The following is a 17898-nucleotide window of genomic DNA, read 5'->3' as shown; positions in this document are numbered from 1 at the left end:
GGTCTAAATAGTTTAACAATTAATCTGTTTGGATTACTTATTGGCGTATAACAATCTTATGCGTAAGGTTCGTACCATTAGTCAAAAATGCTTTTACAATATAAATTCCAGTTTTCAACCCAGGTTTTAATGAAATCTTATAAGGTTGATTTGTAAAATCAGATACCGATTGCACAACCCTTCCCCTAATATCATAGACTTCAAGAAGAGCGGTCTTAGTATTTTGCAATGAAAGTAGTATTTCATTTGATCTTTGAAGATAAAGGATACTATTATCATTTTTAACTCCAGATGTATTTTTTAACTCTAGGTAATATGCTCTTTCATTGGTTAATACTTCGACAGTATAGGTTCCAGTTTTTATTCCAGCTAACACTACTTGTTTTTTCTCTTTTACAGAGAAGGAATTAACTAGCTGCAACTTCTTATCAAAGACATTGACCGTGATTGCATTTTTCAGGTTATTAATGTCCAATATCCAAATTCCTTGTCTTTTTTGAAGTGGGTAATAATAATTATTACCAGGAGCTACTACATCTAACTTAGGACGATAGTATAGCTCAGTTTTTCTAACTCCATCTACTTTGGCTTCGATTAAATACATACCTGACTTATACGATGACATATCTATCATATTACCTTGTATGCTCGTTTTTTGGTAATTATTTTTTGTCGATATAGCCGTAATTTTAACATCTGAAATATTACGCTTCGCTTTTTCGGTTGTCCTTGCATTTAATTCTACTCGAGGAGTAATAGCACTTAAATTAGTGGTCAAAAGTGGTTCTGGTGTTAACTCTTGGTTCTTGGCTCCATTAATATAATTATTCACATTTACGGCATTATGTGCATTACGATGAAGCCCAAACTCAATAATAGAGTTTAATAACGTAAATGCTCCAGCACCTCTATGATCAACATCTTCTCCAAAGTCTCTCGTATTAATAATCCAACGTCTCCAGAAATTATACCATGGCACATTATTTCGTATAGCATCTCTGGCAATTATAGAATTCTGATAAGGAACTTCTTTATCACCACTACCATAAGTTAATAAAATAGAAATATGATTATCCCAGTCAAAAACATCCAGAGTTCTGGCATATTGAAAAAGTGGACCGTTAGGATCAGATAATTCTTCAATAGCTTCAGGTCTAAACATTTCTCTCCAACGTGTAGGTATATTCTCTTTTCTGATAATGTCGTTTTCGATATAATAATCCCATTCATCCCAGTATTCTGGATTGATTTTATCATATGGATTATCATAAACATCATACCCTGCATCTTTCGCTCCTCTAACGAACATAAAATAATATTCAGGATCAATAGTTTCTTCTACTGTCACAGAATAATTTAAAGTAGTATTACCAAAATCATAAGGTCCACCACCAAAAATTGCATTATGAACCGGGAGTTCGCTCCATAACAATCCTGTTTCTCGAAGATATTTTAGGGTTGCCATAGCATTTCCTCCTCCTTGAGAATAACCACCGACAAAGACTTGTCCGTTACGCTTAATACCCATTGAGTTCGTGACCTTTAAACCTGCTCTATAGATATCCACCATAGCATTAGCCCCTTCATTGTGATTAAAAGCTTTCTCTCTTCCTTCTCCATCACCACAGCCTATATAATCAGGAACCAGTGTTATAAAATCGACCATACTGTAGGCAGTTGCAAATAAGTCACTTCCTCCTCCGCCTCTTAGGTTAGAGAATACATCAGCTTCATCATATACATGACCTCTCCCGAATATGATCATTGTTTTACCGTGATTGTTTTGAGGTACAGTCATAGCACCGGTTGCCTGTACCATTGCTCCAAACAAATCCTGAGTCCAGTATCTCACTTTATAAATATTTACATCATAAGGATATACTCCATTAGCTAAAGCATCTAGTATTAAGTTAATAAGGTTTTCGTCAATTGGCAGATCAGAGCCAAGCTTAGATTTCATGTATTCCTGTTGTTCATCCGGAGTCCAGGACACTAAGAGTTCTGTGCTAATTACATCTCCTCTGTTTTGAGCAACTGATGTAAAAAGCATAAAAAGTAAAAATAAAGGTAAGAGTACTTGAGTTTTCATTGTGTTGGTTTAAAATTTATTCAATAAACATTGTGACCATATTGCTGCTTTAGGTTTAACATAAGTCAATACTAAAAACATCAAATTGTCAACATAACCGGCAGTAAGAGTCTTAAAAGTGTCTAATTAATTTGCTGGTAATCTTTAACTAGCGACTTGATAGGAGACTCTTTAATAAATAATATTGCTATAAAAGCTATAATTGATAGTAAGACAAATAATTTCATCATACTACTCAGATACATATTGTCTTGCATACCCATTAGTGCCACTAAGGCAATTCCACTTATTTGTCCAACTAATAATAAAATGCCCTGAGACGTCGACTCTGGAGTAGGTGAAGTAATTTCTGCAGTATATTGAAAACCTATTGGACCTGCGCTCATGATACAAAACCCTAATAGAAAACTTGATGCTAGTGCCAAATTATAAGTGCCATTTGTTGTTAATTTTAGTAACCCAGATATCTCCACTGCATATGCAAGACCAATGATAGCAGGTATAACACCTAACATACAAAAAACTAAAAACGGTTTTCTTTTTTGATATTTATCTGATAAAATCGGGAGAATAATTGCTCCAACAATCCCTCCAATTAACATAACCCCACCTATTAACCCATCTGAATCTTTAATATTTAGGTTAGCGGTAATAGAATCCACCAAAGTACTTATAGCATTAAAAATACCTAAGCCAATTGTAAATAATAAAATAGTCAACATGGCATCTTTTAATTGAAGCATATGTACTAAGCCTTTTTTAAAATTAAGTCTGGTTTTTTGATGATTAAAAGGAATATGTTCTGGTTTTTCTTCCAAAAAAAGTAAGATCAAAATACCTGATAATACACTGGGAATCATATACATAACAAGCATCAAATCTATTCCTTCTCCATAATTAGGATCATCTGGAGAATTAACCACTAACATAGGTGTGATGAGCATGACCATAACAATACCTAAATATTGCGCCAAAGCTGTAAAACCAACTGCCATTGCACGTTCTCTTAATGGAAACCATCTCGCACTAAATGCGGTAACGGCATTAATTATGAAAGGCTGTGCGGTTGCCAAAAACAATTGACCAATGAATACCGTTAAAAAATTGTACCCACTAAAACCTTTAATAATCGAACCAATTATTAGTAATATGGCTCCAATTCCTATTCCGGTTTTAATGCCATACGTATCAATGATATAACTAGCAGGTAAGCATATAATTACAAAAACAAACATATACACAACAGCCAAAGTATCTATAGTTAACCAAGGATAAAAACCTAATTGATTCTCATAAAACTTCTGGGCCACTCTGGCTATGGGAGCATGAGTAAGCCATTGTATTTCTACCATTATAGTTACTAATATCAAAATGGTCAGCATAAACCATCTTTTTTTAGGATAATCAAGATTTTTGATCATTGGTACTGCTTTTTTTTATACATTTACAGACCGTATGGTCTGTTTGCGTGTACAAATATAAGAAAATTAATATGAAATATATAATTGCTCATGATGTAGGGACGCAAAGCAACAAGGCAGTCCTTATTGGAATTGACGGAAAGGTATATGATTCATCTGAGCATGGTTATGAAATTATATTACCAAAACCTGGATGGGCTGAACAAAACCCTAACGACTATTGGAGCGCTGTCTGCTACACTACAAACCAATTAGTCTCTAAATCAGTGGTTAGAAAAAATAATATTATAGCTATGGTTTTTTCAACCCAAAGCATGGGGATCATACCTGTTGATCAAAATGGTGAAATACTATATAATAACATTTCGTGGGTAGATGCCAGGGCATCTATACAGTCTAAAAAAATGATGAGTAGATTTTTGGGTAAATCAGTATTTAAAAAAATAACCGGAGTAGAATTATCAGGTAAAGATGTGATTCCTAAATTATTATGGTTTAAAGAATTAGAAAATTGCTTGTATAAAAAGACGCATAAATTTTTAGATGTAAATGGGTTTTTAAAATATAAATGTACTGGCAAGATGGTTACAGAATGGTCAGGGGCCTGTAGTTATGGGTTCAATCTAGATAAAAAAGATTGGGAACGCTTATTCTTTAAAGTAGCCGGAATTGATGTGGGTAAACTTCCTGATCTAGTAAAATCTACCGATTTGATCGGACACTTAACAGAAAAAGCATCAGCCGAATTGGGCTTATCAACAGCTGTGAAAATTTACGGAGGATGCGACGATACCCAAAGTGCAGCAATAGGCTCGGGTCAGATAGCAGATCATCAAGCACACCTTTATTTAGGAACCTCGGCTTGGGTAGGTATTAGTACTGAAAAGAATTATAAGTTTAAAAGAGGTATCGCAAGTTTGCAAAGTGCTGATCCTAAACATTCCTTATTAGTAGGAATCACAGAATCCGCAGGTGTAAATGTAGAATGGGCACTAAACAAACTATATAAAAAAGAAAAAAATGAGGGAATATGTATTTATAAAGTAATGGAAGAAGAAGTTGATGCTACTCCTGCTGGTGCAGATGATCTGATATTTACCCCTTGGTTTCAAGGGGAGCGTACACCTATAACAGATACCACAACCAGAAGTACAATATTTAATTTAGGTTTAGAACATACCAGAGGGCATATTATGTGTGCTTTACTAGAAGGTATTGGCTATAATCTGCGCTGGACTATAGAAAATATTAGGAAGGATTATGGCATAGATATTAAAGAATTGGTGGTTATAGGTGGGGGGTCAAAAAATAACTCCTGGTTGCAAAGCTTAAGTGATATTTTAGAAATAGATTTAAAAACTACAAAACATCCAAAAATGTCTGGAGCTATTGGATGTGCAATGACCGCTTTAGTTGGTTTAGGTATTGAAAAAGATTTCTCTATAGTACAAGAAATAAATACTATCAATAAAGTATTTAAACCTAGATTGAAAAACAGAAAAATATATCAGGAAATGTATCAAAATTATAAAACGGTATATACTCAACTAAAAACATCTTATCAAACTATAAATGCTAAAAGATTTAATTCATAACAAATGACTGAAGAAGAAGCAAGAATAGCGGTATGTAAAGCAGGTAAAAAGTTACTTAAGGAAGGTTTGGTAGCTAGAACCTGGGGAAATGTTAGTATACGACTAAACGATACAGATATGATCATCACACCTTCTGGCAGGCCTTATGAAGAGTTAGAGCCAGAAGATATGGTATGCGTAAATTATAAAATACATACCTACGAAGGATCCATAAAACCTTCTTCAGAATATAAACTACATACAGCAATTTATAAAACACGTAAGAATGTAAATGCAGTAATTCATACGCATCAAATGAATGCTTCTACTGTAGCGGTAGCACGCAGGGAAATCCCACCAATACTGGATGATCAGGCACAATTATTAGGACCATCGGTTAGAGTCGCTCCTTATGCTCTACCCAATACAAAAAAGATTGTAAAAGCTACTGTAAAAGCGCTTAAAGGTAGAAATGCAGCTTTAATGGCAAATCACGGAGCAGTATGCATTGGTAGAGATATAGAGGAAGTTTTTGTATGTTGTCAAGTCTTAGAAAAAGCTGCAAAAGCATTTATAGAAGCAGAATTTTTAGGAGGAGCCAAATCTATTAATAAATTTGAAGCATGGGCAATGCACAAATATTACCTTTTAAAATATTCTAAAGAAGCTAAAAAAAATAAATAAATGGCACGTAAAAAAGATCCAAAAAGTAAAGAAAACATCATAAAAGTGGCTTTCATTTTATTCCTTGAAAAGGGATATAAAGAAGTAACCATAAAAAATATAATGGAAGCAACAAATCTATCCAAAGGAGCGATTTACCATCATTTCACTAGTAAAGAGGAGATCTATGACGCTACTTTGCAAGCATATTATTTCAAGATATTAAATAATGATATTGTTGAAATGATCACTGGTAATTTTAAAAAGGATATAGAAACCTTATATCACTTTGCAGCCGAGCTGTTTTCAGAAATTGAACACTTATCAGAAAGAGGACTTGATTTTCCAATTCGAAATTTTTTCAGTTTTCAACTAGAGAGTGAAACCCATGAAAAAGTTCGTCATCAAATTTTAGAAACCGTAGCACATTATAGAAAAGATATTCAAAATATGGTCAGACATGCAATGGATACTAACCAAATACGAAAAGATCTAGATGTCGAAGCGGTAGCTTTTCAATTAATTAGCATGATGGAAGGATTAGCATTAAATCATTCTACAGTAAAAGGAGACATTAAAAACGTGTTGTTGATTAAATATAAACAGGTATTTGACAATTATTTTAAGATGATTTGTATAGAAAATTAATTAGCCATGAAGAAAAAAAACCTAATCATATCAATGTTGTTAATAACCATTCTCTACGGGGTCGGTCTATGGAAACTAAACTCCAGAGACCCATTATTACAGTGGGATTGGTCAGCAATTGACGCTTCCGAAAAGAAATTTCCGTCAGATTTTGTATGGGGTGTCGCTTCTGCTGCACATCAGGTAGAAGGAGGACATCAGGATATTAATAATTTTGGTTGGTGGGAAAAACAAACCAAAGAAAATGGTGAGGCTACTATAAAAAATAATGATAAATCCGGTGATGCCTGCGATCATTGGAACCGATATCCAGAAGATATTCAGTTAATGAAAGATCTTAATGTGGATTCTTACCGTTTTTCGGTATCCTGGAGTAAAATCATGCCTCAAAAAGGAGTTGTAGATTCTTTAGCATTGCTGCACTATATTCAAGTTACAGATAGTTTATTAACCAAAGGAATTCAACCTATGGTTACACTGCATCATTTTACACACCCACTTTGGTTTCAGGAGTTAGGAGCTTTCGAAAAAGAAGAAAACATACAGTACTTCGTCGATTTTTCTGAAACTGTTTATTTAGCCTTAAAAGATAAGGTTAAACAATGGTGTACTATCAACGAGCCCGGCGTATACATGTTTGATGCCTATTTTTCTGGAATGTTTCCACCAGGAAAAAGCGATCCAGAACTAGCTGCACTAGTCATGGAGAATTTGATGAAAGCTCATGTACAAGTCTATCAAAAAATAAAATCTCTACCCGATGGGGCTCAAACTGAAGTAGGTCTTGTTAAGAATATGATGCAGATGGATGCAAATGGAAAATATAATATTATGGATCACCTTATAAAATACCTAGCAGATAGTAATTACAATGAAGTGGTTTTAGAATTACTTAAATCAGATGAGTTCAGTTTTTACATGCCTACAATGGTTGATCGTTCATCAACCATTAAAGGAGCAAACAAATCTTTAGACTTTATAGGATTAAATTACTACTCTCATTACGCCTTTAATTTTAATGGAAATATCGATGAATCATTAGAACCTATGCCCTACCCGGGAGAAATCATGACCGATATGGATTACGGTATGTATCCAGAAGGCCTATACAGAGCTATAAAGCGTATTTCTAAAATCGGAGTACCAATAATCATTACAGAAAATGGAATTGCAGATGACAAAGATAATCGCAGGGCAGACTTTATTGATCAATACCTATATGCAGTTTCTAAAGCCATAGAAGATGGTTACGATGTAAGAGGCTACTATTACTGGTCTTTAACAGATAATTTTGAGTGGAATTTAGGTTATGGAGAACGATTTGGGTTGTATCATGTAGATTTTAAAACTCAAAATAGAACCTTAAAAGAAGGTGCTAAGAAGTATATAGAGATTATTAAGCAGGCCAAATCTAAGTAAATGTAATTTAGTTAACTAATTCAGCAATTATGGAAACAGTAGAGCAAACAAAACATAGATCGAGCAAGCAAGATAACAATACTCAGCAAATTAATTCAGCAGCGACAGAAATGGTAAAACAAACGAATTATAGCATTACAGAGTATCATGACATCAATCCTATCTATAAAAAATTACAAAATTTAGTAGATACACCTGTTGTTAATTTACCAAAGAAATTATTAGATACTTCCCTTCGCTATTTTGATGAAAAATGTGTGCGATCAAAAAATATGATTGATCGTGCCAAAGAGTATATACCTGGTGGCGTACAACACAACTTAGCATTTAATTACCCTTATCCTATTGTTTTTGATAAGGCTGAAGGAGCCTATCTATATGATATCGATGGTAATAGATATATAGATTTTTTACAAGCAGGTGGGCCAACGGTTTTAGGTTCTAATCCAAAAGAAGTTAGAGAAAAAGCGATCGAAGTGTTAAATACAACAGGCCCTTCTACAGGCTTGTTTCATGAATATGAATATAAATTAGCCAAGCTAATATGTGAGTATATGCCTTCTGTAGAAAAATTCAGGATGCTAAATTCTGGTTCAGAATCTGTGATTGCAGCGGTAAGAATTGCCCGTTTAGCTACAGGAAAAAAGAAAGTAATAAAAATTGGAGGAGCATATCACGGATGGATGGATCAAATGGTCTACGGTACTAGAATTCCTAGAACCGGGCGCTTTGAAGCACATGGGATCCCTAGAGCCTATACAAAGCATACGCAAGAAGTATATCCAAACAATCTCAAGGCTTTAGAACGTAAATTACTATTTAATACATTAAGAGGAGGAACTGCTGCAATAATTCTTGAGCCTTTAGGAACAGAAAGTGGTACACGACCTGTACCAAAAGGATATAATCAGAAAGTTAGAAATTTATGTGATAAATATGGAGCATTATTAATTTTTGACGAAGTAGTAACGGCTTTTAGAGTTGGAATGCAAGGAGCTCAAGGATATTTTAATGTTATGCCTGATTTAACTGTTTTTGGTAAAGTTGTAGCTGGTGGTTACCCATCTGCAGGAGGAATTGGAGGTAAAAATGAATATATGAAATACCTTGCAGCTGGTTTAGATGGTGATAAAAAGATCAAAAAAGCAAAAGTTGGTGGTACTATGGCAGCAAATCCATTAAGTTGTGTTGCGGGATACTATACCCTAAAAAATATTATAGAGACTGATGCTTGTGTAAAAGCAGGAAAAGCTGGAGATCGATTGTGCAATGGACTACAAGCCATAATAGACAAACACAAATTACCCTATGTCACTTATAATCAAGGATCTATTGTGCATTTAGAGACTTCAGGAGTTTTATTCATTGATGTCAATTTTGCAAAACCCTGGACACTGCCCAGTGCCCTAAAACAAATCAAAATCCGAAAAGATTTTATGGAACAAATGGGTGCCGTTTTTATGAGTACTGGTATCGTAACCATTGCCGGAAGCAGATTATACACCAGTGCCGCGCAAACAGATAAAGTAATTGACGAAGCGCTAACAAAATTTGAAAGAATTTTTAAACAGATAGCTATTTAACTTAAAAAACGACATTGACTATTTTTTTAAGGTAATCAGCATGATTCATGATTTAAAAAAGAAGAAAAACTTCAGGAAAATAGCATACATTTTGGTATCTTATAGGTCTTAATCTTGCAAAACCATAGCCTAATATTTCCTTACCTCAAACCGATGTTAAGTAGGTTAAAGAGATTGTATAAAAACAAAAATCATGCAAGTAGTACCTGTTAATGAATATCTTACCAGAGATGAGCGAAAGCTATTAATGCAAAAAAATGATTTTTTGGCTTGGAAAGATATTATCCTTCATTATATCTGGATTGTAGGCGCTTTTGCTTTAGTTCACTTTTTTCCAAATATATTTACTGTTATCATATCTTTATTTGTTATTGGAGGTAAGCAATTGGCTTGTGCCATTTTAATGCACGATACAGGCCATCATGCGGTTTTTACCAACAAGAAACTGAATGACTTTGTAGGGCAATGGTTAGGAGGTTATCCTATATTCAACAATCTGTTAGCATATAGAGATTATCATTTTAAGCATCATCAACTCACAGGTCTTGAAGAAGATCCAGATTTGTTATTGACTCGAGGATATCCTACCTCGCGTATGAGTATGATTCGAAAATTTATTAGGGATTTTATAGGAATTACAGGTGTTAAAGCTTTACTAGGAATTACCATAATGAATTTAGGTTATATTGAATACAATATGGGAGGAAAAATAGTCAAGGTTTCTAAAGAAAATCGTTCTTTTTTGTATCATCTGAAATGTTTTAGAGATAATCTATTAGGCCCTATAATTGCAAACCTCATTATGTTTTCAGTTTTATGGTTTTTTGCTTCTCCATGGCTATACCTCTTATGGATTGGAGCTTATCTAACTACTTTTCAATTTTGTATTCGTGTGAGATCCATAGCAGAACATTCTGTGGTTGAAGATACTACCAATCCATATCTTAACACACGTACAACCAAAGCCAATTGGCTAGCAAAAATGCTTTTTGCACCATATCATGTAAACTATCATGCAGAACATCATATGCTTATGTCTGTACCATCGTATCGCTTACCAAAAATGCACAAAATTCTAGTCGAAAAAGGGTTTTATGAAAAGGGGGTATTAGCCAAAGGATATTGGTCAATAATAAAGATGGCTTCAGCTCAAAAGCAAAGGAAAATCAAAACTTAATCATAAAGTACAAACTGTATTACTAAAAAGAAATAAAACAAAGCAAAACTATTATTTATTTCCTCCAAACGAATAAGTAGCCTTAGCCAATACCATGGTGCCAATTTTTGGTGTAAAAGGATAAGCTCTGTATTCGTTATTAAAAATATTTTGACCAGAAACTGCAATGTTTAAACCTTTTTTGAACTTATAACTTACATTAGCATCATATACCGAAAACGATGGGGAAACGCCAGAAAAACGATAACCATCCTGAAAACTAGCAGTATATGGATCTTGGTAACGCATAGAAGCTCCAAAAGAAAAACCAACTTCCTGGATATACTCTACTCCTAATTTCACTCTGTTCCTAGGAGTTAGACCTGTATTTACAACATTTGTATTATTAAAATCATTATTAACAAAATTATAATTTACAAAAGCATTCAGATTTTCATTAAAGCTGTAGGATACACCTGCTTCTATACCACCCCACACAATTGGATCATCAAGATCAACAGACTGCGTAGTTAGATGTACCTCGGCTGCATTAGGAAATTTATTCGCTAAACTATGTGCAACAACCCCTAATGGTTGTGCAGCTAGATTATCGCCAACAGTAGTAAAAGCTTGTGCAATTAATCCTCTTGCCTCATCTGCTGTAATTCCCAATTGCGAACCTAAAAACGCATATTCTGGATCAGATATTGCACCAGTAGCTGCTCTAACAAGATCCTGAGAAATTGTTGCAAATAAGGATAAAGGATTTGTTATCTGTTGATTTATTCGGATAGATTTTCCCCAATAACTTGAAACTTCGAATGCCAATTTTTCACCTATAAATCCTTTGTAACCTAATTCATAATTTTCTGTAATAGAAGGCAAAACCCTTTCAGTTTTTGCACTAAGAGGATTAACACCTGCTGCATAGGGTTGTTGAGTTAATGGATCTATAAGTACAGGAGTTGATCCTCCTGATATATCAGGTAATTTGGTTTGTAGAAAAGCAATAAGATCTGCAGGTACCTGACCAGATGCACCTAATTCTTGCAAAGCTATTGCATAAGCTGTTTGTAAAGGAAAATCTGTTCCTTCAAAAGAAACAAATGGATTTGCAGCATCACCAGTAGGTATAAAAGTATTTGTTATCGCAGTATCATAGTTATACAATGCATTTCCTCCTAAATAATTTATAAAAAAAGGTTGATCTGCAGATGGAGAAGAGACGGTTACATCTCCAAAAAAATCAACTGCTGGTGGTGGGGTAGCTGTTCTACTCCATGCTCCTCTAAACGAATGCCCTGGTAGTGGTTTGAAAACTATAGCTAATTGTGGTGAAAACTCGGTAGCATCCATAGCAATAAAATTGTCTAGTCTCCCTGTTGCCTTCAAATTCAATTTATCTTTCAGAATAACATAATCAGCATATAAATACCCTCCTACTATATCAAAATCATCATCATCTTCAAAACGACCATAAATAGTACCTTCAGAATCTGTAGTTTCGATCCTATACTCTCCTCCGACACTAATATTTAATTTATCTTTAAATAAATCAAAGTTATACTGCGTCTGGATTTCGTGCGAAGCATTTTTTGAAATAAAAACATCTCCCGATTTATAACCGAATGAGTTCCCTTCTTTAGAATTAATAAAATTATTGTCATACTGGATAAAAAAACCGCCTTTTGAATACCTCACTTGTGAATAAATGGATGGAAAATCCCAATATCCATCTCCTCGATCCAGATAAAAAGGAGCTTTACCTCTAGAATATCCCAGGTTTACATTGAGTAAATGTCCCTTGTTTTGATATTCAATATTACCAGCAATACCAAAATTTTGTATAGCAGTTTCTACAGGGTCATTAGGATCTAACGTCAAAATAGTAGCCCCAGTTACAGGGTTTCTTATAACCGTGTTATTGATTGCCAAATGTGCCGCATCCTGAGGATCATTACGATCATACTCCCAAGCTTCAGCAGTTAGATATTTTGCACTAATCTTAAACCCAAAATGATCATTAATTTTTTGTGCATGTTTTATACCAGCCTGCAATGTACTTTGCAATCCACCACCCACGGTAACCGTAGTACCCGGATATTTAATCGGGCTTTTAGAACGATATTGAATTACACCCGAACTAACTCCCGGACCATATAAAGCAGAAGCGGGCCCTCGTGTAACTTCTATTCTTTCAAAATCTTCGGTAAGCAGTGGTATCCTACTAAAATCTGAATAGTCAAATCCCGGAATCTTAATATTTCTATTATCAACCATTACCAAAGTTGTGTTTCCAAAAGGAAAACGATTTCCTCTTAAGGTAACAGAATATTGTCCTATATTATCTTCGGCTACATCAACACCAACCAGACTTGTTAATGCTTTTGCAGCATTCTCTACCGGTTTGGTTCCTAAAGATTTTGCCGAAATTATTGAAACAGAAGCAGGAGCATCAATTATTCTCTCAGACTTCCTGGATGTACTTACCACAACCTCATCCATCAATTGAGCATCTTGCTGTAAGATAATCTCTACCCTGGAGGCACTTGTAACCTCAACCTCTTGAGTCTGATATCCCAAAAAACTAAATTGAAGTATAACTGGATATTCTTTAGAAGTTGTTATTTTAAAATTCCCATCTATATCAGAGGAAACCCCTTCATTAGTATCTTTAATAATTACATTTACTCCTAAAATAGGAATATTGTTTTTATCTTTAACTGTACCTTCAATTGCGTTTTGAGATATACCCTGAACGCTATAAAAAAAGAAGAACACAGGTAATATACACAGTATTTTTTGCATTTAAATAAGTTTTAAATTAATAATTATCCCCAAGTAAGTTATTAATAAACCGACCGTCCGGTTGCTAATATACATTTTATTTCATTACATACTACATTATCAAGGAAATAAATTCATTTAAAAAGGATTATCAAAGAAGAAAATAAATATGTTTTCCCTACGATCACTTAGGATATTCTTTGAAAAAATATTACAGATAATTTTGTTCTTCTATTGGATAATAATAAATAAGATCCATCATTTATTTTATCGGTGGCTTATTGTAAGCAGTAATCAGATAGTCTTTTGTTTGTGGAGGAGCATAAGATACAGTTCCAAATATTATATTGAACCAATGTTTGATTGAATTATTTCTAAGCTCATACCCTATTGTTAAAAGCCCACTAAAATAAAGCGTAATAGGATTTAAAATAATATCTGGCTGATTGGTTAATCCTATAGCTGGTTTTTCTTTTCTAGGTTTTACAAAAGTACCAAAAACCCTATCCCAAAAATTGAAGAATGAACCTGCAATATTCACACTTTCTTCACCTTCTCTAGCTGAATGGTGAGTATAATGATATACCCCACTGCCATAAAATGCCGACACATAACGAACTAATTTATTACGATATGCAAAATCATAAAAAGGACTCGCATGATTAAATTTTTCAACAAGAATATAGAAAAAATAAAAAACTAACATTTCTATGACTAACGGTTCTTCATAAATAAATTTTGAAACAGCCAATGTTATAAAAAACCTAGGTATTCCTAACAAAAAACCAAAACCATAAACTGGCCCCGTTCCCATTGGATGCATTATCTCCGCTGTATGATGTGATCTATGAACTACATACCACAAAAATCTGGATTTATGAGTTAACCAATGCAAAAAATAACCTGGTAAGTCTGTAAAAATGATAGTAAAAAATATAGCCAACAAATATGGCATGTTTACTATAGTAGGGATTTTCTCGTTATAAAAATAAACTACTTGGCTTTCTATCTCTACAAAATAATTACCATCAGTAACCAACTGACCAGTAATCAAATACACCGAAAACCCAATACTATAAAGTATAATTACGGTAAAAAACATGTCGAGAATATTTACCAAAAAATGTGGAATAAGAATGCTAAGAAAATGGATTTTTCCTTTCTTATTAATGGATTTCTGATAACTTAAATAAGCAAACAGAGAGATATAAATAATTAAAAAAAACACTAAACCCCATAATACTAATGTTATGTCTGTATTCTCTAAGAATGTATCTTTAAGATATTGACCAGAATCATTTATAAGCTTCTTTGCAATTCTAACAAACTTACTACCAGTATCTAAAAAAGTATCGTAGATTCCAAAACCTATCATGAATATCGGTATAACATATACTATATACCTATACGAAAGCGTCCTAAAATCAAAATTTAATATTTTTGATAACATCATTAAAGCTTTAATTTATGAAAAGTATGAATAGAGCATTTCTTTATTAATAAAACACTCCTCTTCACACTATACCTTTTACAAAGAAGATTAATAATAGAATCTGTTCTTCATAAATAGTAACCAATAAATTCATTAAACAAACCAAATGGTCGCTAATATACATATTTATTTAAATATCATGTGTGTTTTAATATGCCACAAATTCACTAAAACCTTTATTTTTCAAATACACATAGCTTTCTTATGTTATAGATAGCAGTTCACTTGTTAGGTACAAATATTTATACGACTAAATATGAATGAAAAAAGGGCTTGTAATACTTTTTCTGAAGATTTTTATATGTATAAGTTGTTCTACAGATGAGCAAAGTTTATTTGATCCAAATGCTGAAAGAAATCCACCTTTAATTGATAATAATGGTGATTTTGCTGATGCTAATTTAGCCCCGGAAGCCAGAGATTTATATACTAGGCTACAAGCACTAACACAAAAAGGTATTGCTTTTGGTCAACAAGAACCTTTTGGTACTGGCAATAATTTTCCTATGCCCGACAAGCTTGATAAGGATTTTAATGAAGTTGCTAATGATTATCCAGCTATAGCTGGTTTTGATCTTGAACTGATAGGTCGTCAACCTGATGTAGATCCGTTTATAGAAAAATTCACTAAAGCAGTTATAGACGCTCATGAAAACGGAAGTATTATCACCATGAGCTGGCATGCTACCAACCCTAATAACTTAAGAGGAAACTTCGGTGAGAAAAATAGCGTTGTACCTAAAATGTTAGAAAACGGAGAGTTTAGAGATCTTTTTTTAATGTTTTTAGAACGAGTAGCTACCGTTTTCAAAAAATTAAAAGATGCAGACGGAAAACCTATACCAGTGTTATTTAGACCATGGCACGAAATGAATGGGGACTTTTTTTATTGGGGAGAAGGGTTCAGAACAACAGCACAATATATACAACTTTATAGGGATACCGTTAAAATTTTGTCTGAAGATTTTGATGTGCATAATGTGATCTATATATACTCTCCGAATTGGGTTTCAGATCCTTCAGAGTATTTGAGAAATTATCCTGGAGATGAATATGTGGATATGTTAGGTGTTGACGTATATGACTTTAAGAATGGAAAATTTTTGCAAAATGCTCTAAGAAATTTACAAATTGTAGAAAATATTGCCATTAATAAAAATATGCTTTTTGCCCTTACAGAAACCGGGTTGCAAAATGTAACTCAAAATGATTGGTGGACTGAAAATCTCTATAAAGCTATTAGAGCTAGTAGTATTACCTATGCTATGATTTGGCGTAATGACACACCTTCCTTTTTTCATGCCCCTTTTTTAGGACACCCTTCTGTAGAGAATTTTCGAGATTTTTTAAATAAAGATATTGTTCTACTAAGCAGAGATATCAAATAACAAGTAGAAGTTTTGATAATTTTATTATGAATCTTGTCGCTAACTTCTTTGTTTATCTTTTAAGAAAAAAAATAGCCATTAAGTTTAAAAAACAATAGGTATAACCAATTAGTATTATTCTAATAAATTTTTAGATCGATTTAGTAACAAAAAAAGCTGCTAATTCCCATGTTAGCAGCTTTTTTCTTAACACTAATATTAAATAATCTACTAAACTCTTGGTAAATCTCCTTCTCCTTTAAGTGGAAGATTAGATGACCCCATTAAATAAGTATCTACATGGTGTGCTGCTTGTCTTCCTTCGGCAATAGCCCAAACAATTAAAGACTGTCCTCTACGGGTATCCCCTGCAGCAAAAACTCCTTTTACATTAGTCGCATAATTATCTTCTGTAGCTTTTATATTGGTTCTGGCGTCCATATCAATTCCTAATTGCTCTGCAATGGTAGGTTCAGACCCGGTAAATCCAAGAGCCAGGAGAGCCAATTCACACTTCCATTCTTTTTCGGTACCAAGAATTTCTTTTAATGTAAAACGACCATTTTCTTTTACCCATTCTACTTCTGTAGTAATTAAGCCTTTTAAGTTTCCGTTTTTATCTCCCAAAAACTCTTTTGTAGAGATACTCCAGTTACGATCAACTCCTTCTTGATGTGAAGAACTAGTACGCAAACGCATCGGCCAAAATGGCCAAGGTTGATTTGCAGGACGTGCTGTAGTAGCTTTGCCCATAATCTCAAAATTAGTAACCGATGTTGCACCATGTCGCACAGAAGTACCAATACAATCTGATCCTGTATCACCACCACCAATCACAATCACATCTTTATCGGTTGCCAGGATTTCTTCTCCCAGATCTTTAACACCATCTACCCTTCTATTGTTTTGTGGTAGAAAATCCATGGCTTGTACTACACCCTTTAGGTCAGATCCTTTTACAGGTAAATTACGGCGAACCGTAGCTCCTGTACATAATACTACCGCATCAAATTCTGATTTAAGTTCATCTGCCTTGATATCCTTTCCTATATGGCTATTGGTTTTAAATACTATTCCTTCTTCTTCTAAAACTTGAACACGACGATCTATTACGTGTTTTTCCATCTTAAAATCCGGAATACCATAGCGTAACAATCCTCCAACTTTTTCATCTCTTTCAAAAACAGTAACTAAATGCCCGGCTCTGTTTAATTGTTGTGCTGTTGCTAATCCGGCAGGACCAGATCCAATTACTGCCACAGTTTTACCTGTTCTTTCTCTTGGAGCGTTAGCTTTTACCCATCCATTCTTAAACGCCTCTTCAACAATATTTTTTTCAATATTCTCAATCGTTACAGGGTCTTCATTAATCCCCAATACACATGCTTCTTCGCAAGGTGCCGGGCATAATCTCCCTGTAAATTCAGGAAAATTATTAGTAGAGTGCAAAATACTTGCTGCTTTTTCCCATTTACCACGATATACTGCATCGTTAAAATCAGGAATCAAATTTCCTAACGGGCAACCACTATGACAAAATGGAATACCGCAATCCATACAACGAGCTCCCTGATCCTTGAGTTTTTTCTCTGGCATTTCTACCGTAAACTCTTTATAATCTTTTATACGATCTTTAACAGGTTGGTACTGTTCGATCTCTCTTTTAAATTCTAAAAATCCAGTTATCTTTCCCATGTTA

12 protein-coding genes are annotated in these 17898 nt (G+C 33.9%); 7 read left to right on the top strand and 5 right to left on the bottom strand.

Annotation, left to right across the window (positions count from 1 at the left end):
• Positions 1–37: 37 nt before the first annotated feature.
• Together ABW637_RS09095 and ABW637_RS09090 are read right to left on the bottom strand one after the other, a co-directional pair.
• On the bottom strand, positions 38–2089 hold the full coding sequence (locus ABW637_RS09095) for a T9SS type A sorting domain-containing protein (RefSeq protein WP_367584346.1): 2052 nt from the start codon (positions 2087–2089) through the stop codon (positions 38–40).
• A 122-nt stretch (positions 2090–2211) separates the two neighbouring features.
• Complete coding sequence (locus ABW637_RS09090) at positions 2212–3510, bottom strand: MFS transporter (protein ID WP_367584345.1); 1299 nt, start codon at positions 3508–3510, stop codon at positions 2212–2214.
• Between the two features lie 71 nt (positions 3511–3581).
• On the opposite strand from ABW637_RS09090, the gene ABW637_RS09085 reads away from it, so the two are divergent.
• The 6 genes from ABW637_RS09085 (at position 3582) to ABW637_RS09060 (ending at position 10574) form a co-directional block, all read left to right on the top strand.
• Positions 3582–5105 carry a xylulokinase gene (locus tag ABW637_RS09085; protein ID WP_367584344.1) on the top strand — a complete coding sequence of 508 codons (1524 nt, stop codon included), beginning with the start codon at positions 3582–3584 and terminating at the stop codon, positions 5103–5105.
• A gap of 3 nt (positions 5106–5108) precedes the next feature.
• On the top strand, positions 5109–5768 hold the full coding sequence (locus ABW637_RS09080) for a class II aldolase/adducin family protein (protein WP_367584343.1): 660 nt from the start codon (positions 5109–5111) through the stop codon (positions 5766–5768).
• A complete protein-coding gene (locus tag ABW637_RS09075; RefSeq protein ID WP_367584342.1) occupies positions 5769–6395 on the top strand; it encodes a TetR/AcrR family transcriptional regulator in 627 nt (208 codons plus the stop codon). It abuts the gene before it with no gap.
• A gap of 6 nt (positions 6396–6401) precedes the next feature.
• Complete coding sequence (locus ABW637_RS09070) at positions 6402–7814, top strand: glycoside hydrolase family 1 protein (protein WP_367584341.1); 1413 nt, start codon at positions 6402–6404, stop codon at positions 7812–7814.
• A gap of 29 nt (positions 7815–7843) precedes the next feature.
• Positions 7844–9397 (top strand): aspartate aminotransferase family protein, encoded by a 1554-nt coding sequence (locus ABW637_RS09065; protein WP_367584340.1) that lies wholly within the window; start codon positions 7844–7846, stop codon positions 9395–9397.
• Between the two features lie 193 nt (positions 9398–9590).
• Positions 9591–10574 (top strand): fatty acid desaturase family protein, encoded by a 984-nt coding sequence (locus ABW637_RS09060; RefSeq protein ID WP_367584339.1) that lies wholly within the window; start codon positions 9591–9593, stop codon positions 10572–10574.
• 51 nt (positions 10575–10625) lie between these two features.
• Here ABW637_RS09060 and ABW637_RS09055 read toward each other — a convergent pair whose 3' ends face one another.
• Positions 10626–13361, bottom strand: a complete 2736-nt coding sequence (locus ABW637_RS09055) for a TonB-dependent receptor domain-containing protein (RefSeq protein ID WP_367584338.1) — start codon at positions 13359–13361, stop codon at positions 10626–10628.
• Between the two features lie 241 nt (positions 13362–13602).
• Positions 13603–14715, bottom strand: coding sequence for a sterol desaturase family protein (locus ABW637_RS09050; protein WP_367584337.1), 1113 nt, complete (start codon positions 14713–14715; stop codon positions 13603–13605).
• A 377-nt stretch (positions 14716–15092) separates the two neighbouring features.
• Here ABW637_RS09050 and ABW637_RS09045 point away from each other — a divergent pair, with 377 nt between their 5' ends.
• Complete coding sequence (locus ABW637_RS09045) at positions 15093–16220, top strand: glycoside hydrolase family 26 protein (RefSeq protein ID WP_367584336.1); 1128 nt, start codon at positions 15093–15095, stop codon at positions 16218–16220.
• 210 nt (positions 16221–16430) lie between these two features.
• Here ABW637_RS09045 and ABW637_RS09040 read toward each other — a convergent pair whose 3' ends face one another.
• Positions 16431–17894 (bottom strand): glutamate synthase subunit beta, encoded by a 1464-nt coding sequence (locus ABW637_RS09040; protein WP_367584335.1) that lies wholly within the window; start codon positions 17892–17894, stop codon positions 16431–16433.
• Positions 17895–17898: the final 4 nt, after the last annotated feature.

This window comes from Aquimarina penaris (assembly GCF_040786285.1).
Classification (GTDB): Bacteria; Bacteroidota; Bacteroidia; order Flavobacteriales; family Flavobacteriaceae; genus Aquimarina.
Note: the sequence above shows the minus strand (reverse complement) of the source record. Positions and strands in the feature narration are given on the sequence as shown.